This is a genomic window from Sphingobacterium sp. BS-2 (genome assembly GCF_046161205.1).
Classification (GTDB): domain Bacteria; phylum Bacteroidota; class Bacteroidia; order Sphingobacteriales; family Sphingobacteriaceae; genus Sphingobacterium; species Sphingobacterium mizutaii.
Genome location: NZ_JBIXGO010000014.1, coordinates 88,074 through 111,406 on the forward strand (window position 1 = coordinate 88,074; position 23,333 = coordinate 111,406).

The following is a 23,333-nucleotide window of genomic DNA, read 5'->3' on the forward strand; positions in this document are numbered from 1 at the left end:
ATACTATGCTAAGAAATATAATTTGGAAAGCCTTCGCATTTTTGTGTTTGTCTTTTCTATTGCTATCCTGCCAATCCAATTCATCTAAAAATGAAAATACATTGGACAGCGATACGCTACATATTGAGCACAAAATGGGTAAGCTGATCATCCCTAAAAACCCCAAACGCAGCGTAGTACTGGATATCGGTGCATTGGAAACCATGAACGAATTAGGTATTGTGCCTGTAGGTGTACCCAAGAAATTCCTTCCTTCTTATCTGAAATCAATCCAAGATAATCCCGATGTGGCGGATGTAGGATCAGTTATTGAACCCGACTTCGAGGCCATCGCTGCGACAAAACCGGATATTATTTTTATTTCCACCCGATTGGAAAGATTCTATCAAGAAATCAATGAAATCGCACCAACGGTATTTATCGGAACCGACAACAAAAATTACATCCCATCTTTTGAGAACAATGTCAAACTGATCGGTAGGATTTATGGCCAAGAAGCAAAGGCTAATGAAAAATTAGCCTCCTTGGAAGAGAAAATTGCTGCCGCCCAAAGTAAATACAAGCAAGATCCACATAAAGCATTGTTCCTGATCTACAACAATGGGAAATTCAGTGCTTTCGGCAAAGGGTCAAGATTTGGGTTTATCCATGATGTATTAGGCATTAAGCCTGTTCTGGAACTGAATGATGAATCCGTTCATGGACAAAGGGTATCCAATGAATTGATCGCCGAGGCCAATCCTGATTACTTGTTTATCGTCGACCGAAATGCTGCTGTTTTAGGTAAGAAATCCAGTAAAGAAGAGGTGGAAAATCAATTGATCAAACGGACCAAGGCCTCTAAGTCCAATAAATTATTCTACCTAGATCCCAATGTTTGGTTTATTTCTGGAGGAGGTATTACATCAGTGAATTTAATGGTAGATGATATTGTTAAACTTATTCAATAATTAAGGATGGAAAAGCCAATCATTTCAAAATATGTTTTCAAAGTAACGGGTAAGCAGAACATTACACCACATTATATCCGGGTTGTCCTCAAGTCGGATCAGGCGATAGATTTTGATAAATGTACCCCTGGTGCAAACAATAAGATCTTTATTCCACCTCTGGGAAAGAAAGAAGTTCAATTTGCCAGTTTTGATGCTGAAAAAGGTGAATGGGTGATGCCCGGGGATGATGTAAAACCAATCGTGCGTACATATACCCATCGAAAATACAATCCCAAGACCCAAGAAATAACGATTGATTTTGTCAACCATGGTGAGAATGGACCAGCCTCTGCATGGGCCAGAAAAGCTACATTAGGCGATCAATTAGGGGTAGCTATGAAGATTAGGGAAACAGTACATTATCCCAATGTAGATTGGTACCTTTTGGTCGGAGATGCAACAGCTATTCCGGTTATCAGCTGTATTTTGGAGAGCCTGCCTGCTTCTGCTAGGGGCTATTGTTTGATCGAAATTCCTTCCGAACATGATTTCCATCCTGAATTAAAGCATGATGGATTTGAATTTCAGTGGCTCATCAATCCAGAACCCGAAAAAGGAAGTTCACTTCCTCATTTGACTATGGATGTACAACTGCCCACAAATCTATCGAAGTTTGCTTATGTAGCCTGTGAATATAGTTCTGTAAAGGAACTCCGTTCTTATTTTAAGGATAAACTAGGTTGGTCCAATAAAGATTTTTATGCTTTCTCCTATTGGAAAGCAGGTGTCGCTGAAGATAAGTCTGCCCAAGATCGAAGGGAAGAGAAGTCAGAATGATTTAATCACCCCAGCTTATTTAACCTATTTCCTTAAGAATAATTGCCCCTAATCGCAATTATAACAACATTGTTATCTCTATGTTTTCACTGTAAAACATCGCCTATTTAGGCTATTGTTAGACTTAATTTTGAAGATAATCCAATTTTTAAATAATTATTATTTAAAAATTGGATTATCTGTTTAATGGCTTTCAATTATTAACCTAATTCAGTAGTTTAGCGACAGACTAAATACCTAAATATATGAAATACTGGATCATTTTGCTGCTCTCCTGCGGCATGCCGTTTTTTGTAAATGCACAATGGAATTATCCCAATTTCGATGCATTGACAAAGCAAATTCAAGATGTATCTTCAAACAAACTCGTGGAAAGAACTTCCATTGGAAAGTCGGTTGGTTCTGAAGACATCCCATTAATTAAAATCCAAAATGGAAAAACTCCAAAACCTACACTATTGATCGTTGCGGGAGTTGATGGAAAACACCCTGCAGGCGTAATCAATTCCTTAAATGTTGCAAAGCAAATATTAGCCCTTCCTACTGATCAACTTAATGAACTATTAGCTAATAAGTCCATTTGGATTATTCCCGTTCTCAATGTTGATGCTTATAAAAGAAATTCCAATTCTGCAGCATGGTCCTCTGGAAATGGCAGGACCATAGACAATGATCGTGACGGTCGCATCGATGAAGATCCGGAGGTTGATCTTAACAAAGATGGATTGATTTCACAAATGCGGATCAAAACCCCAGCAGGGCCATACCGTGCCCATGCTAACAATGCTGATTACTTGGTATTGGCAGAGCGTAACAAAGGCGAAACCGGAAACTACGAGCTTTATACCGAAGGTCGCGATGCGGACCAAGATGGCGCTATTTCTGAAGATGGTAAGACTGGTGTCAACCTAGATAAGAACTTTACGTTTGACTACCCATTCTTCGAACCTGAAACTGGCGATTATGCAGCTTCAGAACCTGAAACCAGAGCGATCATTGATTTGATCTTCGAAAATCCACAAATTGCTGCGGTGCTACACTTTGGCTTACAGAACAATCTTTCTGTTGCAGAGCAATTTGATCAAAGAAAAGCTTCGGAAAGAATTACTAAATCTTGGACAAATAACGATGCGCAAGTTTCTGCATTTGTGACCAAGATCTATAATGATGCCGTGAAACCAATGGGTGAAGCGCCAAAAATGCCTGCTGGTAAAGGAAACCTGAGCCCAACGATTTACTACCATGCCGGAAAATTCAGTTTCGTGACTCCTTCTTGGTGGATTCCAACCATTTCTGACACAACCAAAAATGCTGCCCCAAAAGTGCCAGCAACCAATAATTCTGACCGTTTCGTAAACTGGGTAAAGAACCAAGGGATCCAAGGTGCTATCCTTCCTTGGACCAAGGTAAGCCATCCGGATTTTCCTAACCAAGAGGTGGAAGTCGGTGGGGTAGTGGAACGTTTTGTAAACAACCCTCCCGTAGCATTATTGGAAGCTTCAGCAAAGATGCACAGCAATTTTGTAGTTGAATTGACCCGTTCTCTTGCCAGCCTAGAATTCTCAAGCCCGAAAGTGACCAATCTTGGCGATGATATCTACCGGATCGAAGTGAAAGTCTTCAATACAGGAGCAATGCCTGTGTATCCAGAAATTGCAGATAAGATCAAACATGTTTCCAAAATGAAGTCCATTATGGAATTGCAAAAGGGACAATCTTTCCTTAGTGGCAAACGCCTTCAGCTTTATCCAACCCTACAAGCAGGTGCTTCAAATACCTTCTCTTGGTTGGTCAAAGGAAAAGGTAAAGTTCAAGTGACTGTTGGATGCCCAACTGCTGGAGAGAAAACCCTAGATATTAACCTATAAAATCTGCTAAGAAATGAGACTATCATATAAAATATTATCACTTGCCTTAGCACTGAGTGTTTCGGCAGCATTTGCCCAAAAGAAAAATGACGATGTCAGCAAAGAGATCGCTGGCCTCCGTGCAGTAGGGTCACCCTCCAATCCTAAAGTTCAGATGAATTGGAGCCGGTACCATGACCTGAAACAAATGGAACAGTTCTATAAGGATCTGCAGAAAGCTTATCCCGACCTTATTAAATATGAATCTATCGGAAAAAGTTATGAAGGCAGAGACATCTTTGTCCTGACCGTAACGGATTTCAAGCAAGGGCAACCCGAAAGGAAGCCTGCAATGTGGATCGATGGTAACATCCATGCCAATGAGTTGCAAGGTTCTGAGATTTCCATGTATACCGCTTGGTACCTATTAGAGAACTATAATACAGTTCCCTTTATCAAAGAATTGTTAAAGGATAAGGTGTTCTATATTGCACCTACGATCAATCCCGATTCCCGCGAATACTTTATTTATCAACCGAACACCATGCACTCTTCGAGGACTGGCCGTCGACCGTTTGATAACGATGGTGACGGACTGGTAGCAGAAGATCTTTACGATGATTTGGATGGCGATGGCGAAATTGTAATGATGCGCCGCAAGTCCAAGACCGGTAGATTCAAAGCAGATCCGGAAAATCCTAACCGCATGCTGATGGTTAAACCAGGTGAGGTGGGTGAATATGAGATGTTGGGATTTGAAGGGATCGACAATGATGGTGATGGTTTGGTCAACGAAGATATTACTGGTACCTACGACCCGAATCGTGACTGGGGATGGAACTGGCAGCCAAATTATGTACAGGGAGGTGCCTTATACTATCCAGGAACATTACCTGAAACCCAAGCCGTCAAGAAATTTATCTATTCCCATCCGAATATTGCCGGTGCACAGTCTTACCACAACTTTGGCGGTATGATCCTTCGGGGACCTGGGGCTGCGGATGATGAAAGATTCTATTCTAGGAAAGACGTTCAGGTTTATGATGCCTTAGGTCAGACTGGAGAGAAGATGTTGCCGGGCTATGATTATATCGTCATCCATAAAGATCTTTATACCGTGTTTGGTGGCGAGATCGATTTCTTGGCCTTAACACGTGGTATCTTTACGTTCTCCAACGAATTGATGACTACCTATAAGCTATTCAATGAAAAATCAGAGGGTGGCTTAAGGAATAGTGATGAGTATTATGAGTTTGATAAGCTATTGATGTTCGGTGATGCTTATGTGCCATGGAAGGAATTTGACCATCCACAATATGGTAAAATCGAGATTGGTGGAGCCAAGAAAAACTATACCCGTAACCACCCAGGCTTCTTGTTGATGGAAGATGCACACCGAAATGCGGCATTTACCATTTACCATGCCTACCACATGCCTAAATTGGAGGTAATGGAATCCAATATCAAACCTCTGGGCGGTAACTTATATGAAGTGAATGCAACCATCTGGAATACGAGGATTGTGCCAACACACTCAGACCATGATGTGAGACATAAGATAGAACGCCCTAACCATATACGATTAGAAGGTGCCCAGGTGGTAACAGGGATGCAGGTATTGAACGCGGACTTCAATGAAACGCTAGAGCAAAAATATCAGCCGCAGCAGATCGAAGTACCTACTATTGATGGTATGAGTTCCGTGAAAGTCAGATGGATCGTAAAAGGAAATCCAAGTTCGGCGAAGCTGATCGTGGACAGCCCTAAAGGTGGATACCTTGAATATAATCTGAAGGACGCAGCGAACAAGTCCTAATCAAAACAGCAACAATTTACAAATCGGTTTATACCTTGAAGCAGCAATCTTTGGATTGCTGCTTTTGTTTTTTTTGGGGGGAAGTAAGGTCATCGCTAAATCGTAAGATGAGGAAACCATTTTTAATAAAGAAAAGATAGCTTCGAGACCTTTCGGGGCCCTACCAATGGACAGGTTTGTTAAATCTGTGTTTCTAGGTATTTAGACCTATATTTCCTTTCCAGAAGAATATTTTTTCCGCCATTCATCCCCTGCGGGGATGTATTATTTTAGCATGGGTGGCAAACAATAAAGGGGTAATGCTAAAACGATGTTCGATTAATCGAACATCGTTTTAGCGCGACTTCCAGGCTAACGTGCCAGATCTGCTAAAATAATGGAACCCCAAATGGGGTTCTATATTAAAAAAACAAAAGAGCTAATAGATTTTCATTGCCAACATGCTGTCATCAGCTTCCAATAAATTTAGCCCAAATTTTTACTTCTCAGGGTGACACAAAAAAGGGTATAGAAAAATATTTCACCCACGCTGTGGGTTATCCGCAGATCGATCCGATTATCTATAAAGATTCCACCCCCGCTAGGGGTTCGGATAATTAACAAACAACCATCCTTCCGAAGGAAGTCCTTTAGCCTCCGGCTCATTTGCAGTGGCGGAAAAATGGAAAGAATGCCGATGCCCTGTGCGATGGGATTGGCCTTGGAATGCTTTCAATAGATCATCCCATCAAAAGGGATGATCTATTGAAAGATATTCCCGACAACAAGGCATTCTATCCATGTGCGGGAGGCCGTGCGAAAAGCCACCTTAAATGGGCCGAAGCGTTACGGATTCGAGTTTTTTTTGGTATCCGTGAGCTCCTTCGTCGGTTTTGGTTACTTTTGGGCTTCAAAAGTAACGAAGAATCTATTTTTGTTTTTTTAAGGGGGATTGTGTCATCGCGAATCGTAAGATGAGCAAACTATTTTTAATAAATTTTGCAGGAATTAATGGGATTTATACAGCCTGAAGGCTGACAATCTTTTTGAAAAATATGCGGCGGGCGTATGCGATACGCCCCTACCAAAATCGTCAAATTTCCTCGTCATAGAAATCGTAAGATGAGGAAACCATACAAACCATGTGAATATATTGGCGAACGGTTCCTGTACCTTCGGTACAGAATGACAGCATGTATTTGGACATTGCCGTACAGTTTCTTCACTGATCGTTCAGAATTGTTTTAGCCTTTTTATTATTATGTTTAATATTTAATATAAAAACGTAAATAACACCAATATTACCTAATCCTATAAGAAGGAACTCTTTTGTGTTTATTTTTTGTGCTAAATACGAATAGATTAACAACACTTCTAATAATAAACAGAATATGAATGATGTATATAAAAATAACCTTCTCATTTCTATTGATTTATAATTAAATATAAGATAATAAAAACAGAGGAATAAAACAGCTTATGTTGAATCTAATTTAAAGTAAGTTCCAAAGAAGGGTAATTAGTTAAATTCTTGCCCTTTCTTAAGGTTGATATCCTGACTATATTCGAGAATCATTCGAGGCATGTTCGGGAAAGCCTTTAATAATATTCTAGCCATTTTCGGAATTTTCCGAATATGTCTCGAATAAGGTCAAAAGAAAATGGCGTGTTTTTGTTTTAGCTAGGCTTTCGAAATCTTAGAGAGAAAAATTGTTGAAGTGATTCTGTAGGATTTTATTTTTCATGGCTTCTTCCAAGTCTCCAAAATTGGATGGAGCATAAGGCTCGGAGAACTGCCCATTTTCAATCTGATAAATCACATCACAACTATTTTTAAGAGTTGAAAAAATATGTGAGGATATAAGGATGGTTTTTCCTTTGTCCTTGAGCATCTTGATGATTTCCTCAAGTATGATTGAACTCTCCAGATCGATACCATTAAAAGGTTCATCCAAGATAATGAAGTCATTTTGCTGAAAGAGGACTGCCATGATTGCCAATTTCTTTTTCATCCCAGTGGAGTATTGGCTGATATATTCCTTTAAAGGTAGCTTAAAAATATTCTTTTCCTGAAGGTTTTCCAGCTTAATTTTCCGAGCATCTGCCATGAGATAGATATGCTCTTCTCCGGTAATCTTTGGTAAGAAATAAGGTTCTGCCGTTAAAAATCCAAGGTGGTTCTTGATTTCCTTATAGCTGGTCTTGATTTTTCCTTCGTAATCCTCCATTTCCGCCAAGCATCTGAAGAATGTAGTTTTCCCAGAGCCATTTTCTCCGACAAGGCCATATACCTTTCCAGGCTCAAAGATCACATTGATAAGCTTGAGTACAGCTTTGGCGCCATAGGATTTTCCTAGGTTTATTACTTCTATCATTGTACAGTTTTTAAGTTTTGGATGGCTTTGAAATAATAGTAAGGGATGATGAACAATACCAATGGATAAAACATCAGGCATAAGCCTAGGATGACACCCTCAGCAACATTGACCTTTCTGGGGAAGACTGCATATTTGAGACTGATCACAAAGGGTATCAAAAATAGGCCGAGTCCCCATACAATAAGTGCTTTGCTGATGTCATGAGGGAAGAGGGCAACAAGTGGAATCAGGATTGGCAATAATAAGAGGCTTAATTGAAATATGCCCCGTTTGAATTTGTGATTTAAGAAGGCAACAGGTTTTCGGTTTTGATTCCAAAGGATAAGGTTTGGTTCAATAACCTGATAATATAAGCTGGCACAGATGCAGATACAGAACATACAGAAAAGCGCAAGGTTTTGATTGCCATAAGCCAAGCCAATATAGGCTAGTATATAAAGTATCAAAAGGAGAAGCCAGGTCTTACGGAATCCGATAATAAATTCAAATGGATATTTCTTGAATGGGGTAGGAATGGTTCTAGACCAAAGGCTGTTTGTCGATACGAAAACGAAAAGGATACCGATTGCCAAGAGCAAAAGTGCCAGGTCAAATTTAGCGTGCAGGATAAATAGGATGACCGTACCCAAGCTGATGACCAGGTTTTCTAGCATCCTGATGAGGTAATAATCCAGGTTATTGAAGGTCAACTTCAGAAAATCATTTCGGTTGTATTCAGCAAGGCTAAATAAGGCCTGAAAGTTCAATAGGAAAATTAAGTAGGCAGCCCAGTATGGATAGAGTTGAAGTAAGTAGAAAAGAGCAGTATAGACCAATAATATTGCTGGGAAAATCAATAGCCAAGGCAGTCCGAAATCTTTCATGGATCTACAGATAATCTTGAACTGCAAATTGAAGTAACTCTTCATGCTCCTTAGGCTTTAGGTTTAACCTGAGTAATTAGTCAGAAATTAGCTTGTTATGTTACAGGATTCTGAATAAAATATGATTTTAAATCAAAAAAGCAGTGTTAACCGATGCTAACACTGCTTTTTTGTTATTTCAAGACCTCAAACAACGAGGAACATCGTCTTATGTTTGTTGTCTGTTGTCTGATGTCTAGTTAAGAATTCCTTTTCAGCTGTTCGTCCAATAATTGACGTTTTAGGAGTTGTTCTCTTTCCATAGATTTTTTTCTAAGAGTTTGAAGTTCTTCCTGAAGTTCATCTACGGTATTTTTACTTTCTTCGGTGTCAACTTTAGCTTTTCTGAATGCCGCTAAAATTCCAAATAAAGCAATCGCTAGCACAATGATGATTACCCATACCATGGTATGGTAAGAGCTCTTGGAGAACTGGATCCCCAAAAAGGAAATGCTATCGGTTTTTTGTTGTTCAGTTTGTAAAGCAGCAGATAGATTCGTTACGGAATCTTGCAGGGTTTGCAGGCTTCCTTCGGTAGAGGATGCGTCGCCTTTCAAACCAGAAATTTGCTTTTTATAAATGCTCAAGGAGTCTTTCACATTTTGACGGATGATGTCAAGATTAGTCTTACGGATAATCTTAAAGTCCTTGTCTTGGTTTCTAGATTGCAAATTCAAATAGACGAATTGGCTGTCTAGAGGAGCCGTTTTCAGTTTTTGTTGTAGGGTCTGTCCAAATAGGGTTGAACTAGATACCCAAAACAGTAAAAAGAGTGATAATAATCGCATAGTATATGGTATATTTCTTGCTTTAAGAGTCAAGTTTAGCAATTTAATTAGAATTACAAAAGAAATTCTAGAAATTGATTCAATAATACACTAATCTATTTATTTGATTAACCTGGGGTTAATAATTATTTATCTTTCCGATTAAATTGGGAGGGGATTTTGTAATCTCTAATCCAATTCCTAAAACTGTTCCATCATTTGTAAAATACCTTCCTGTTTACTGCTAAGTATTGAATAATACCCAATTCTAGTTTATAGAATTGTAAAAGTTCTTAATAATTAGAGGTTTAAGATAATTTCGTTAAATTTATCATGATTATAAACTTCAGGACATAAATAAATATTATTCCAAAAAATATTTTATCAACTGATTGATTTTTAGATAATTATTTGGTTGTCCTAAGCTCTAAAAGATTTATTTATTCCCGATTGGGGAAATAACGCAATGTACAGATATGATTAATAAGACAGTATCTAATGCGCAGCAAGCTATTGAGGGTATTCAGGATGGCATGACCATCTCCCTAGGTGGTTTTGGGCTGTGTGGGATTCCTGAAAACCTTATTTCGGCTTTGCTGGATAAGAGGGTCACAAACCTCACTTGCATCAGTAACAATGCAGGGGTGGATGATTTCGGTTTGGGCCTGTTGCTGCAGAATAAGCAGATCAAAAAAATGATTGCATCCTATGTAGGTGAGAATGCAGAATTTGAAAGACAGATGTTGAGTGGAGAGTTGGAAGTAGACTTGGTTCCACAAGGAACTTTGGCCACGCGCTTGATGGCTGGAGGATATGGACTTCCTGTAATTTTTACGCCAGCCGGAGTAGGGACCGAAGTGGCAGAGGGTAAAGAAGTAAGAAGGTTTACTTTCCATGGGGTAGAGAAAGATTACTTAATGGAATATGCCTTTGAACCGGATTATGCCTTGGTAAAAGCATGGAAAGGCGATACAGCAGGTAACTTGGTTTACCGCGGAACGGCGCAGAACTTTAACCATGCTGTCGCTATGTGTGGTAAGATTACCATCGCCGAGGTGGAAGAATTAGTGGAGGTGGGCGAATTGGATCCTAACCATATTCATACTCCAGGGATTTTTGTAAACAAGATTTTCCAAGGGGCGAAGTATGAAAAGAGAATTGAACAAAGAACGGTTAGAAAAAGAGAAGATAATGAGTAAAAAAGTATATATCGTTGCTGCTAAGAGAACAGCAATGGGAAGTTTCGGATCATCCTTGGCTTCTGTTTCCTCAACAGAATTGGGAGCTACCGTGATCAAAGCTGTAATGGACGAAATTAAATTGGAGAAGCACCATGTGGACGAAGTCTATATGGGCTCGGTGCTTCAGGCTAATCTGGGGCAAGCGCCTGCTAGACAAGCTTCTAAGTTTGCTGGGCTCCCTGATCATGTACCGGCAACTACCATCAATAAGGTCTGTGCTAGCGGTATGAAAGCCATTTCAATAGGCGTACAACAGATTCTATTGGGAGATGCGCAGGTTGTGATCGCTGGTGGGATGGAGAACATGAGCCAAGTGCCTTTCTATGATACTGCAGCGAGATGGGGTTCCAAATACGGTGACCAGAAGTTAACCGATGGTATCCAAAAAGATGGTTTGACGGATGTATATTCGGAACAAGCGATGGGAAATTGTGGTGAGCTCTGTGCAGAGAAGTACGAGATCAGTAGGGCCGATCAGGATGAATATGCGATTCAATCCTATACCCGCAGTAAGATCGCCTGGGAGACTGGAAAATTCAAGAATGAGGTGGTTCCTGTTGAAGTGAAATCCAGGAAGGGTACCGTGTTGGTGGATGAGGATGAGGAATACAAGAATATCAATTTTGAAAAGGTGAGCCAATTGAGGGCTTCCTTCAAAACCGATGGAACGATCACTGCTGCCAATGCCTCTACTTTAAGCGATGGTGCGGCGGCGGTTATCCTGATGAGTGAAGAGAAAGTAATGGAGCTTGGGATCAAACCTTTAGCTGAGGTCGTTGCCTATGCTGATGCAGAACAATCTCCCGAATGGTTTACCACTACACCTACTGCGGCTACACAAAAAGTGTTGCAGAAGGTGGGACTGACGGTAGACGATATCGATTATTTTGAATTCAATGAGGCCTTTTCGGTAGTTGCCTTGGCAAATGCTAAGCTATTGGACATCTCCGAAGACCAGATGAACGTATATGGTGGTGCGGTTTCCTTGGGGCATCCATTGGGTTGTTCCGGCGCTCGGATCATCGTTACTTTAACTAGTGTATTACATCAGGAGAATGGTCAATTAGGACTTGCCGCTATCTGTAATGGTGGTGGTGGGGCAAGTGCCATGATCCTCAAAAAGATTTAACCTATGTTGGATAAATTTGGAATAGCAAAGCGAATTGCTAAGGAAATAAAAGATGGATATTATGTGAACCTCGGCATTGGGATTCCAACCTTGGTGGCAAATTATATCCCAGACAATATCAATGTGGTTTTGCAAAGTGAAAATGGCTTGTTGGGTATGGGGCCTTTTCCTTTTGAAGGAGAAGAAGATGCTGATTATATCAATGCCGGCAAGCAAACTATTACGACATTGCCAGGATCGGCATTCTTTGATTCAGCGATGAGTTTCGGCATGATCCGTTCCCGTAAGATCGACTTAACCATCTTAGGAGCTATGGAGGTTTCAGAAAATGGCGATATCGCCAACTGGAAGATTCCCGGTAAGATGGTGAAAGGAATGGGTGGTGCCATGGATTTAGTGGCAAGCGCCGAGAATATTATCGTTGCCATGCAACATGTCAACAAAGCTGGAGAATCTAAGTTGTTGCCTAGTTGTACATTGCCCCTGACTGGTGTGAAATGTGTGAAGAAAATAGTAACGGAATTGGGCGTATTTGAAGTTATGCCAACAGGTGGTTTTAAGGTATTGGAACTCCATGATGGAGTATCCCTTGATATGGTAAAACAGAGTACTGCAGGAAAACTTTTTTATTAGAAGAATGTCATAGACTTTCTTCTAAGACATAAGACAATAGACACAAGACCTTAGACCGTTCAGCGGGCTAAGGTCTTGTGTTTTTTTTATGGATGGTTTAGGAAAAGAGGGGTAAATGTTCAAATGCAAAAAGAATGTCAGCCTATAGGCTGAATAAATCCCATTAACTCCTGCAAAATTTAATAAAAATAGTTTGCTCATCTTGCGATTCGCAATGATATATTCAGCAAAAAAAAGGAAATAGATTCTTTGCGCTGCTCTGAATCCCTCTCAGGGAATTTCTAATTCTGAACGATTAGTGAAGAATCTGTACGGTAATTTTACACGATGACCTGTCATCTTAAATCGAAGATTTAAGAACTGTTCGCTTATTGTTGAATGTAATGCCAACGATAATCCTGTGCCGGGTCTCGACTTCGCTCGACCATCGGACTAATAATCTTGGTCCATCCGGTGGGTAGCGGAGTCGAACCCCGAATCCCTTTAATCCTGGTTCAAATGCATGTGGCGGGCGTATGCGATACGCCCCTTCTATGTTGTATTCCAAATTTTTTCTTGATTATTTGCCTCTATGGTTGTTTTTCCTTTCCCTTTCCCTTGCTTTGGGCCAAAGGTTGCCCGGCTGATGGTTTTTCCAACAGCTGCGATATGACAGTTACTTTTCAAACAACCTTCTATGAGCAGACCTATGGCTGCAGTGTCTTTTTCAGTTTGTAAAGTATGGGTGCCGCAAACTACAATGAGAGCGGACGCAATGCCGCAAGGGGCGTATAGCGGTCACCCAATTTTTTTGTGTCTATCCAAGTACCGTCATTTCACTACTCCAATAACATATTTTTCCCTGGTCCTCAGCACATACGCTATCCGGTTGACCAGTTTCCTTGCGACCTTGATGATCGCCAGGTTCTTTTTCATCTTCAGGCAGGCCTTTGAAAAGCCCAGGGCCAGCACCGGGTCGTTCCGCACGGCGATCCAGGATGCCTCGACCAGCATCCGCCTCAGCAGCTCGTGCCTGCGGAAGGTCAGTTCTCCGTCCGGGTCACGCTCACCTGAACTGTGCCTGGTCGGCACGATGCCGATAAAGCTGGCCAGGTGGTCGCTGTTGGCGAACCGCCGGATGTCCTCCAGCTCGACCAGCAGGCTCATGGCCGTCACCGGACCGATGCCCGGGACAGAGCGCAGCAGCGCGTAGTCCACGGCATGCACCTGCTGGGCCATCATGCTCCTGAGTTCCCGGTTCAGCTCCAGCAGGAATCCCCTGTGGTACTCCACTTTCCGGACCAGCAGCTCCAGGGTCCGCCTGCCAAATTCGCCCTTGATGTGGACATCCTCCTTCAGCCACGCCATGAACCGCCTGGACCAGTGCGTCCCGTTGTGCAGGAAGGCCTCGGGGTAGCTGATGCCATTGGTGTACAGGAATGACTTCAGCCGGTTCTTCATCCTGCCGATCTCCCTCACCGTGGAATGGCGCAGCCGCACTAGGGACCTGGCGTCCTCACAATCGGGCGAAGGGACGTATATCCCCCGTAAAACACCGGCCCGAAGGGCCCTGCCCAGTTTCTTGCTATCTATCGGATCGCTCTTGTGGAGCAGCTCCTTCTGGGTGCTGGGGACATCGGCGGGATTGACCACGATGTTGTGGACCCCGTGCGCCTGGAGTTCGCGATGGATCCAGAAACCGCAGAATCCCGCCTCATATACCGAATGGTAGGAGGCTCCGGGATAATGTTTCCAGAGATGGTCCACCAGGACCCCAACGTTGGATTCCTGGTGGATGCACTTAAGGAACAGGTCCTTGCTGTAGATCGCAACGTTCCAGCTCTTTAGATGGACATCTATTCCGATATAGATCGGTTGTCCATCAAAATTTAAATCCGTATTTTGTCGTAGCATAAGATTAGGATTTATGTTGTTATTTTGGTTATATAAAAATATAAACAAATAATCTTATGCTATCTCTTTGTGTTAGCACGTCCTAAATACAAACATAAGGCCTACAGTATCGGGGGACTTTCCAGTGACAAATTGATCTTGGGCCATCCCCATATCCTGTCCCCTGAGCTGTTCCCTTAGCGGAGTCGAAGGTGAGTCGAAGGGCATCCTGGATCAACCCCACCCAACCTCATGTGACATGATTTATTAATTTTTTAATCATTGATAATCAGGTGAATATGTTTTTGTTTTATATGTATATACTTATTAATTTTATTTGTATTGTTTTCTATGCTATTTTTGTGATACAGACAGTAGAATATTATTTCTATTATTGATTTACATCTATGTAAATCAATATATTACAACATTAATAAGATTTTGTTATTAATGTTTGTCCAGTATGTTTATACAATGATGAGTTAGCGCGTCAGGACATGAACGAATAATCAACCAGTAATTTATTGCTGAAACCTAAGATTCTCGTTTAGTAAATTGAATTAAAATGTTACTTGTGGGGGATTATGAGGGTGATCCCCCATTAAGTAATATGCTCCCTAATCAAAGTCAATTCTTGTTGAGTGTGCTCCCCAATCGAATCCGAGTTACCGCTCGAACTTTGGAATTGATCTTGGTCTATCCTCCCATCCCGAACATCCTGGTTCAAACCCCCACGAAACGGAATACATATTCCGCCAGAAAATGTCTCATATCTCATATCTCATATCTATTGTCTATTACCTAATTTTTGCCTATCTTAAAAGCTATAAACCTTAAAACCTCTATCCTTATGGGAAATATAAACCTCAATCGCAGGCAATTTATTTTTGGGACTGGTGCCTTATTGTCCATTGCAGCCTTGCAGCAGGCGGGCTTTGCAGCGGAGATCTTAAAAGCAAGAACTGTTGCCTTGATTGGTGCCGGTTGGTATGGAAAAAGTGACCTGTTTAGGTTGCTACAAGTAAGCGATGTAGAGGTAGTTGCGGTTTGTGATGTGGACAAAAAGCATTTGGAGGAGGCTGCAGAGCTGATTTCCCAAAAACAGAAATCGAAGAAGGTTCCAAAGAAGTATTCCGATTATAGGAAGCTGTTGGCCGAGAATAAGCTGGATTTGGTGTTGGTGGGCACTCCAGATCATTGGCATGCCTTGATCGGTATTGCAGCCATTGAATCGGGTGCACATGTGTATCTGCAAAAGCCCATCAGTGTGGATGTGCTGGAGGGAGAGGCGGTAGTTGCTGCGGCTAGAAAGCATAATAGAAAGGTTCAGATCGGTACACAGCGTAGAAGTACGCCGCACATGATCGATGCCAAGGAAAATATAGTAGAGAAAGGATTGTTGGGAAAGATTTCACATGTTGAAATGTGCTGTTATTACCATATGAAAAGCAATGCCAATCCGCCTGAAGAACCGGTTCCGGATTTTTTGGATTATGAAATGTGGACAGGACCTGCGCCATTGAGGCCTTATGATGGGCTTCCGCATGGTGGCTGGTGGCGCGCATTTATGGAGTACGGTAATGGGATCACGGGCGATATGTGTGTCCATATGTTTGATACGGTACGTTGGATCTTAGGTTTGGGCTGGCCCAAAAAGATATCGGCAACGGGAGGGATCTATGTGCAAAAAGAAGCAAAATCCAATATTGCCGATACCCAAACGGCTATTTTTGAATACGATGACCTGAATTGTGTCTGGACCCACCGTACATGGGGCACGCCGGCAGATCCTGAATTCCCTTGGGCTTTTGTGATCTATGGCGATAAGGGAACACTCAAGGGAAGTACCATGAAATGGGAATTTATCCCAACAAAAGGGGAGAAGATCGTTCGAGATGTGGTCTATGAAAGGGAAAAGTATCCTGAAGATCTGAAAGAACCTCGGATTGAGCTCAATGCAGCGCCAGCAACCAGAGGGCAGATGCGGAATCTTCTGTCGGCAATCGATACCAATACATTACCCGTAGCAGATGTCCTTCAAGGGCATATCTCTACAGCTTCCTGTATCTTGGCCAATCTGTCCATGGAATTAAATCGTCCATTGGTATATGATCCGGAGAAGAAGGTCTGTGTGGGCGATGAAGAAGCTACAAAAAGATTAAAAAGAGAATATAGGGCACCTTGGAAACATCCATACCAAGGCGCTTAAAAAGAAATACTATTTTATGTTGTTTTGTATAGCCTGAAGGAGTTTATTAAAGCTGTGCTTAAGCTCTTCAGGCTCTTTTATTTCTATCTGGTCCCCAAACATCATCAGCCATCTAGGGAACTCATGTTCGATGTCCCGGCTTTCAAAAACCATCTCAATTTTATCCCCAACCTTAGCTTCAGATACATATCCATAAGTATTTCTTTGCCAACGCATAAAGGGAGCAAAATCACGGCTAACCAGAATCTTGGATTTAATCTTGGGTAGCTCTGGGGATTTCTGGGTCGACATATATTCCTCAATGCTGATATGTCTTTTGCTGAACTTATTTTCCAGTGCTGTTACCTGGGCTATTCGATCACTCCTGAACTGCCTGAAGTCCATCCGTTGAAGGCAATAAGCAACGATATACCAAAAGCCTATCTCGTGGACAATGCCGATAGGTTCGATTATCCTGAGGATGGCTTCATCATCCTTGATACCTTGGTATTCAATTTGGATCTGGGTTTTATTGGCAATGGCTTCAATGGTGCTGCTCAATACATGGGGTACCTTTTCAGGGAAGATCGGTACATGCTGTTTCCGCATGATGATCTGTTCCTGCATATTGGTCACCATGTCTTGGTCATTGCTCTTTAATATCGCCTTGATCTTCATCAATGCGGAAGAGTAAAGCGAGAAACCAGCTTGATCCAGGTATTTCTCGGCTAGTTTCTCCGTGGCGACAAAGCAAAGGGCTTCTTCCTTACTGAAGGAGACCGGCGGGAGCCGATAGCCATCCATGATGCTATAACCCATTCCAGCTTCGCCAATGAGGGGGACTCCAGCTTGTTCCAAGCTTTTGATATCCCTATATATGGTTCGTAGGCTGACATCAAATCGATCGGCCAATTCCTGCGCCTTTACAATCCTTTTGGATTGTAATTGAATCAATATCTCAACAATACGGTCGAATCTTTTCTTGATATCTACGGACATGAATAGCTTAGATTTCGCTTAATTTAAAAGTGTCTTTCAGTCTAATTCCTTTTTCAGTGTACTGCAATGTTGCGCATTCATTTACGGAATCATGCTCGAAGAACATGATATATTCATTATCAACGATCTCTTTCCAATAATCTTGTCTTTCCTGCATGGTAACCAATGGTCTGACATCATAACCCATGACATAAGCAATTGGAATATGGCCTACAGAAGGAAGCAAGTCTGCCATGTAGAGAATGGTTTTGCCTTTATATTGGATCTGTGGAAGCATCATAGCCTCGGTATGGCCATAAGCAAAGCGCATTTGGATCTCTGTATCGTATTGTGGGCTTTCAATATCGATGAAATTGAGCTGACCACTTTCTTGGATAGGTATGATATTCTCCTTTAAAAAGGACGCTTTTTCCCTAGGATTCGGATTTACGGCCCACTCCCAATGCTCTTTATTCGACCAATACCTTGCATTCTTAAATGCCGGCAGCAGCTTATCACCCTCTCTTTTAATGGCATCACCACAATGGTCAAAATGCAAATGGGTCAAGACCACATCCGTAATGTCATCACGGTGGAAACCAAGTTTAGCTAAAGACTTATCCAAAGTGTCGTCGCCATGCATATGGAGGTGGCTAAAGAATTTTTCATCCTGCTTGTCGCCGATCCCAGTATCGACCAGGGTCAATCGCTTGCCATCCTCAATAAGCATCAAACGGTTTGCCCAGGTACATAAGTTGTTTTCGTCAGCTGGATTCGTTCTCTGCCAGAGGCTTTTTGGTACAACGCCAAACATGGCACCACCATCTAATTTGAAAAATCCAGTATCTATGCTATGTAGTTTCATTTGTGATTACATTTAATGTTCTCATTTGGCAGGTAAGCCAAGTATTATAAAATTGATGTTTTATGTCGGCTAAACCAAGTATAATTTGAGATTTTCGGTATAATGAAAGTCAAAAGTAAAATTGGTAGTTAATCCTGTAATCCATATAAGCATTTAATTGTTTATTCTACAGACCTTTGGAATACATTAAACCATCAGAGAATATGAGAACAAACAATCGTAGAGAGTTTTTAAAGAATGGAGCATTAGCAGGATTGGGACTGATCAGCACCAATGTTTTATTTGCTAGTTCAACCATGGAAATAAATAAAGACAGTAGCCTCAATTTTCAGGAAACAGGAAAGAGGCTGTTAGGATCTGGAAAACATCAATTGGAAGTATCCGCATTTGGTTTAGGCTGTATGGGTATGAGTTATCACCGAAGTTTCGTTCCTGACCGTCAGGTAAGCATAAATCTAATAAGAAAGGCAGCTGAATTGGGTATTAATTTCTTTGATACTGCCGAGGCTTATGGCCCATGGATTAATGAAGAATTAGTAGGAGAGGCCTTACAGCCTATTCGAAAGGAAATATTGATTGCTACCAAGTTTGGTTTTGTGGACGGCACACCGGCGAAAGGATTGGATAGCAGACCAGAAACGATCAGAAAGGTTGTCGATCAATCCTTGAAGCGTTTAAAGACTGATTATATTGATCTATTGTACCAACATCGGGTTGACCCGAATGTGCCGATGGAGGATGTTGCCGGAACGGTAAAAGAATTAATCCAGTCCGGGAAAGTCAGGAACTTTGGATTGAGTGAAGCCAGTGCAGAAAATATTAGGAAAGCCCATGCTGTACAACAAGTGACGGCTTTGCAAAGTGAATATTCCTTGGTTACCCGCCAACCTGAAACCACAGTGATACCTGTCTGTGAGGAGTTAGGGATAGGTTTTGTTCCTTATAGTCCATTGAGTAGGGGTTTGATTACAGGTTATATCAATGAACGAACCAAGTACAATGCGAATAATGATAATCGACCAGCTTTGCCGCGCTATCAAAAGGATGCCATTATCGCCAATTGGACTCTGATTGATGTGCTGAAGGATTTTGGAGACTTGCGTGGTTTGACCGTCGCTCAGGTAGCTCTAGCTTGGTTATTGGCACAAAAACCATTTATCGTTCCGATCCCAGGAACCACCAAACTGGCTCATTTGAAGGAAAATTTTGATTCGAGAGAATTTCAATTTAAACCTGAAGAATTGAAGGAGTTGACTGCTGCATTGGACAAAATCAAGATTGTAGGCGAGCGAGCAGTTGGCCAACAGGCAAGCCAGATCAATAATTAAGGTTTGTAAACCCAACAATTCTGATATTATTTGGGTTATAATTGAAGAAAATAAATCACGCTATGGAAATTAAGTTGAATTTGAGGTATTTATTAGGTTTTATTCTGGTTTTTTCTTTTGGAAATCTCTTTTCGCAGGAAAAAGCTGTGGATTTGGGTGGAAATAAACAAATTCACTTGGTTAGGATAGCAGAAATTGAGGTAATTCCAGAATACTGGGAAGAATATAAGGAAATCTTGCTCTATGGAGCTCGCGAGTCCGTGGAGAAGGAGGAAGGAGTGATTTCAATTTTCCCGATGGAGATCCAGGCTGAAAAATATAAGATCAGGATTCTCGAAATCTATAGAGATCAAAAAGCCTATGAGGACCATATCAAGTCCAAACATTTCCAGCATTATAAAACCACCACCTTGAAAATGATCAAGGATTTGAAATTGGTAGATATGAATACCTTAGATGTGAGCCTGATCAAGAAGATCTTTATTAAAGAGGGTATTGCAGAAGAGAAAAGGTAAAAACTGTAATTGTGGTATCTGAAACCGTAATAAGTGTAAAAATAACAAGGCTAGAAGTGGGATATTTGAGGAGTTAGTTTGTTATTTTATTAAAGAATAGCATCAATTGAGGGGAAAGGGAAATCCCCTCTTTTTTTTGAACCAGGATGGAATGGATAAGAGGATGGACCAAGAACTGGTTTTGAACCAGGATGTGACTCGACTCCGCTCGCCAAACGGGATTGGAGGATGGACCAAGTATAATTCCGATGGTCGAGCGGAGTCGAGACCCGGCACAGGATTGTTGATTTGGGATTGGTTTTTCAATATCGATACCGCATACGCTCACCACTTACAAACCTAAAATAATTTCAACCATAGGGCGAATAAAACCTTTATCCAAACCTTAAAATCACCAAAAAATAGTTTGCTCATCTTACGATTTCGCAATTACAACGATCCATAAAAAACAAAAAATAGATTCTTCGTTTTACTGTGATTCCCTCTTTAGGACATTTTGATTCTGAACGATTAGTGAAGAATCTGTACGGTTCTCTATTATTAATGCGTGTCATTCTTTACCGAAGGTAAAGAACCTGTACGCCAATGTAATCCGCGATATTTATTCAAAATATGCAGCGGGTTTATTCAATAAACCCCTACCAACATTTCGGTAATACTGGCTTTTGATCTTAGTCCATCCTCTTATCCCGTACCCTGAGCGGCGTCGAAGGGCATCCTGGTTCAAAAGCGGGTTTATGCAATAAACCCCTACGAAAGTGGTGCAAAACTGCGTTTTGTTCCCACTCCCCTCCACAAAAAAAGGGGCAATCTTTGCAGAAGCCCCTTAATGGTTATTGTTTCTTGTTTAGTTAATGCTTAGTGGATAAAAAGCAATTCGCGTAATTTTGGCAAAGGCCATTTTGCGTCATCAACGATTTTTTCAAGTTTGTTGACATGGTAGCGGATTTCGTCGAAGAATGGTTTTACGACTTCGTCGTAAGCGATTGCTTTTTCGCGCATGTCTTCGATGGTGTTTGCTTTTTTACGGGCTTGACGCATTTCCTCGGCTTGTTCAAGGATAATGTTCACATGCTTGGAGATACGTTCAACATAGTTCAGTTGTGAACTATAAGCTTCTTTGCTTAGACCTAAATCTTTAAGGCCTTTTACGTTTTCAATCAATTGGTTTTGATAGATCAGACATGCAGGAGCAATTTGGCTAGTTACCACATCGCCAATCACACGAGCTTCAATCTGAAGTTTCTTGAAGAAGTTCTCCAATAAGATCTCATGTCTTGCTTCCGATTCACGTCTTGAGAAGATTCCTAGGGTTTCGAAAAGCTCAAGAGATTCTGGTTTTACATAAACATCAAGTGCTTTTGGCGTTGATTTGATGTTAGAAAGACCTCTACCTGCTGCTTCGATTTCCCATTCTTCGCTATAACCATTTCCTTCGAAACGGATCGCTTTTGAATCTTTGATATATTTACGAACTACGTTTAAGATCGCAAGGTCTTTTTTAATTCCTTTTTTGATTTGTTTATCAACCTCTGTTTTGAATTCAATCAATTGTGTAGCAACGATTGCATTCAAGATGGTCATTGGCAATGCCGAGTTTGCAGAAGAACCAACTGCGCGGAACTCAAATTTATTGCCGGTGAAAGCAAAAGGAGAAGTACGGTTACGGTCGGTGTTGTCCAATTTCAAATCAGGAATTTTTGGGATACCGTGCCATAAGTTAGCATCAGCCTTAACTTTTTTGGCAACGCGAGCAGATTCTACCTCTTCAAGGATTTCATCTAATTGAGAACCTAAGAAGATAGAGATGATTGCTGGAGGAGCTTCATTGGCACCAAGACGGTGGTCATTGGAATGACTTGCAATAGATGCTCTCAATAAATCTGCATGCTCATAAACAGCTTTGATGGTATTCACGAAGAAAGTCAAGAACATCAAGTTGTTTTTAGGCGTTTTGCCAGGAGACAGCAGGTTCACACCAGTATTGGTGATCAATGACCAGTTATTGTGTTTTCCAGATCCGTTAACTCCGCTATATGGTTTTTCGTGCAATAAAACTTTGAAGTTATGACGAATGGCAATTTGTTCCATTACGTTCATCAACAATTGGTTATGGTCGATAGCCAAGTTGATCTCTTCAAACATAGGCGCACATTCAAATTGAGAAGGAGCAACCTCGTTGTGACGAGTTTTCAAAGGGATACCTAATTTCAAGGCTTCGTTTTCAAGATCAACCATGTACGCTAATACACGTTCCGGAATTGCTCCGAAGTAATGATCTTCTAATTGTTGTCCTTTAGCTGACATGTGTCCGAATAAGGTTCTTCCAGTCAATTGTAGGTCAGGACGAGCATTATATAAGGCAAGGTCAACCAAGAAATATTCTTGTTCGATACCTAAAGAAGCATTTACTTTGGTAACGGCTTTATCAAAATACTGAGCAACATCAGTTGCAGCTTTGTCAATAGAAGCGATAGCTTTTAGTAAAGGCGCTTTGTAATCTAGGGATTCGCCCGTGTATGAAACGAATACGGTAGGGATACATAAGGTTTTGCCAGCACCAGTTTCAAAGATAAAGGCAGGGGATGAAGGATCCCAAGCAGTATAACCTCTTGCTTCGAAAGTATTACGGATACCGCCATTCGGGAAAGAAGAAGCATCTGGTTCTTGTTGCACCAATGCATCTGCATTAAATTTCTCGATTGCGCTTCCGTCAGAGTCTGGTTCGAAAAAAGCATCGTGTTTTTCAGCTGTTGATCCAGTCAAAGGTTGGAACCAGTGGGTATAGTGCGAAGCACCATTTTCTAGGGCCCAAGTTTTCATAGCTTGTGCGATGAAGTCCGCTAATTCTCTGCTGATTTGTTTGCCTTCGTCAATAGATGATTTTAATTCGCTAAAAGTAGACTTTGGAAGGTAATCTCTCATTTTTGAGATGCTGAACACATTTTTGTTAAAAATGTGAATGGCGCGTTCTGAATTTACCTCAGTAGTTTCATTGAACATGTGCTTTGAGGCAGTTTCAACTGCGGATAGTCTGGAGTTTAACATGCTGTTAATATTAAATATACTTAAGTTTTTGTTGATTACTGAATTATTTCTTCTGAATTTTTATCAAAAGTATAGTAA

The 23,333-nt window shown here is 41.2% G+C and carries 19 protein-coding genes; 12 read left to right on the forward strand and 7 right to left on the reverse strand.

The window, feature by feature from the left end:
- Nucleotides 1-5: 5 nt before the first annotated feature.
- The 5 genes from ACK2WI_RS05690 (at nt 6) to ACK2WI_RS05710 (ending at nt 6,389) form a co-directional block, all read left to right on the forward strand.
- Entirely contained in the window at nt 6-950 is a 945-nt protein-coding gene (locus ACK2WI_RS05690) for a siderophore ABC transporter substrate-binding protein (RefSeq protein WP_409150023.1), read from the forward strand.
- 6 nt (nt 951-956) lie between these two features.
- Nucleotides 957-1,769, forward strand: coding sequence for a siderophore-interacting protein (locus tag ACK2WI_RS05695; RefSeq protein WP_409150024.1), 813 nt, complete (start codon nt 957-959; stop codon nt 1,767-1,769).
- 245 nt (nt 1,770-2,014) lie between these two features.
- Nucleotides 2,015-3,637, forward strand: coding sequence for a M14 family zinc carboxypeptidase (locus ACK2WI_RS05700; protein ID WP_409150025.1), 1,623 nt, complete (start codon nt 2,015-2,017; stop codon nt 3,635-3,637).
- Between the two features lie 13 nt (nt 3,638-3,650).
- A complete protein-coding gene (locus ACK2WI_RS05705) occupies nt 3,651-5,432 on the forward strand; it encodes a M14 family metallopeptidase (protein ID WP_409150026.1) in 1,782 nt (593 codons plus the stop codon).
- Between the two features lie 645 nt (nt 5,433-6,077).
- Nucleotides 6,078-6,389: a hypothetical protein gene (locus tag ACK2WI_RS05710; protein ID WP_409150027.1), complete on the forward strand. Its 312-nt coding sequence runs from the start codon at nt 6,078-6,080 to the stop codon at nt 6,387-6,389.
- Between the two features lie 719 nt (nt 6,390-7,108).
- Here the strand turns inward: ACK2WI_RS05710 and ACK2WI_RS05715 are convergent.
- From ACK2WI_RS05715 to ACK2WI_RS05725, 3 genes are all read right to left on the reverse strand, one after another.
- A complete protein-coding gene (locus ACK2WI_RS05715) occupies nt 7,109-7,786 on the reverse strand; it encodes an ATP-binding cassette domain-containing protein (RefSeq protein WP_093100236.1) in 678 nt (225 codons plus the stop codon).
- Nucleotides 7,783-8,697 carry a hypothetical protein gene (locus ACK2WI_RS05720; protein ID WP_409150028.1) on the reverse strand — a complete coding sequence of 305 codons (915 nt, stop codon included), beginning with the start codon at nt 8,695-8,697 and terminating at the stop codon, nt 7,783-7,785. Before ACK2WI_RS05720 ends, ACK2WI_RS05715 begins: the two co-directional genes overlap by 4 nt.
- Nucleotides 8,698-8,891: 194 nt before the next feature.
- Nucleotides 8,892-9,479, reverse strand: a complete 588-nt coding sequence (locus ACK2WI_RS05725) for a hypothetical protein (protein ID WP_093100232.1) — start codon at nt 9,477-9,479, stop codon at nt 8,892-8,894.
- Nucleotides 9,480-9,934: 455 nt separating this feature from the next.
- Between ACK2WI_RS05725 and ACK2WI_RS05730 the strand changes: the two genes are divergently transcribed.
- Genes ACK2WI_RS05730 through ACK2WI_RS05740 form a run of 3 tightly spaced genes read left to right on the forward strand, consistent with a single transcriptional unit; the run spans nt 9,935 to nt 12,461 of the window.
- Nucleotides 9,935-10,657, forward strand: a complete 723-nt coding sequence (locus ACK2WI_RS05730; protein WP_093100231.1) for a CoA transferase subunit A — start codon at nt 9,935-9,937, stop codon at nt 10,655-10,657.
- A complete protein-coding gene (locus ACK2WI_RS05735; RefSeq protein WP_409150029.1) occupies nt 10,650-11,828 on the forward strand; it encodes a thiolase family protein in 1,179 nt (392 codons plus the stop codon). The genes ACK2WI_RS05730 and ACK2WI_RS05735 overlap by 8 nt, the downstream gene beginning before the upstream one ends.
- A gap of 3 nt (nt 11,829-11,831) precedes the next feature.
- Nucleotides 11,832-12,461 (forward strand): 3-oxoacid CoA-transferase subunit B, encoded by a 630-nt coding sequence (locus ACK2WI_RS05740; RefSeq protein WP_093100229.1) that lies wholly within the window; start codon nt 11,832-11,834, stop codon nt 12,459-12,461.
- Between the two features lie 810 nt (nt 12,462-13,271).
- Here ACK2WI_RS05740 and ACK2WI_RS05745 read toward each other — a convergent pair.
- Entirely contained in the window at nt 13,272-14,354 is a 1,083-nt protein-coding gene (locus ACK2WI_RS05745; RefSeq protein ID WP_409150030.1) for an IS110 family transposase, read from the reverse strand.
- Between the two features lie 829 nt (nt 14,355-15,183).
- On the opposite strand from ACK2WI_RS05745, the gene ACK2WI_RS05750 reads away from it, so the two are divergent.
- The gene (locus ACK2WI_RS05750; protein ID WP_093097800.1) at nt 15,184-16,542 is read left to right on the forward strand and encodes a Gfo/Idh/MocA family protein; all 1,359 of its coding nucleotides are present in this window, start codon (nt 15,184-15,186) and stop codon (nt 16,540-16,542) included.
- A gap of 9 nt (nt 16,543-16,551) precedes the next feature.
- Here ACK2WI_RS05750 and ACK2WI_RS05755 read toward each other — a convergent pair whose 3' ends face one another.
- On the reverse strand, nt 16,552-17,520 hold the full coding sequence (locus ACK2WI_RS05755) for a helix-turn-helix transcriptional regulator (protein ID WP_409150031.1): 969 nt from the start codon (nt 17,518-17,520) through the stop codon (nt 16,552-16,554).
- 7 nt (nt 17,521-17,527) lie between these two features.
- Nucleotides 17,528-18,364: an MBL fold metallo-hydrolase gene (locus ACK2WI_RS05760; protein ID WP_409150032.1), complete on the reverse strand. Its 837-nt coding sequence runs from the start codon at nt 18,362-18,364 to the stop codon at nt 17,528-17,530.
- A 203-nt stretch (nt 18,365-18,567) separates the two neighbouring features.
- Here ACK2WI_RS05760 and ACK2WI_RS05765 point away from each other — a divergent pair, with 203 nt between their 5' ends.
- The 3 genes from ACK2WI_RS05765 to ACK2WI_RS05775 all read left to right on the forward strand — a co-directional run bounded on the left by ACK2WI_RS05765 (nt 18,568) and on the right by ACK2WI_RS05775 (nt 20,550).
- Nucleotides 18,568-19,692, forward strand: a complete 1,125-nt coding sequence (locus tag ACK2WI_RS05765; protein WP_409150033.1) for an aldo/keto reductase — start codon at nt 18,568-18,570, stop codon at nt 19,690-19,692.
- Between the two features lie 62 nt (nt 19,693-19,754).
- On the forward strand, nt 19,755-20,207 hold the full coding sequence (locus ACK2WI_RS05770) for a putative quinol monooxygenase (protein WP_409150034.1): 453 nt from the start codon (nt 19,755-19,757) through the stop codon (nt 20,205-20,207).
- A gap of 151 nt (nt 20,208-20,358) precedes the next feature.
- The gene (locus tag ACK2WI_RS05775) at nt 20,359-20,550 is read left to right on the forward strand and encodes a hypothetical protein (protein ID WP_409150035.1); all 192 of its coding nucleotides are present in this window, start codon (nt 20,359-20,361) and stop codon (nt 20,548-20,550) included.
- A gap of 515 nt (nt 20,551-21,065) precedes the next feature.
- Here the strand turns inward: ACK2WI_RS05775 and ACK2WI_RS05780 are convergent.
- Nucleotides 21,066-23,255, reverse strand: a complete 2,190-nt coding sequence (locus tag ACK2WI_RS05780) for a glutamine synthetase III (RefSeq protein WP_409150036.1) — start codon at nt 23,253-23,255, stop codon at nt 21,066-21,068.
- Nucleotides 23,256-23,333: the final 78 nt, after the last annotated feature.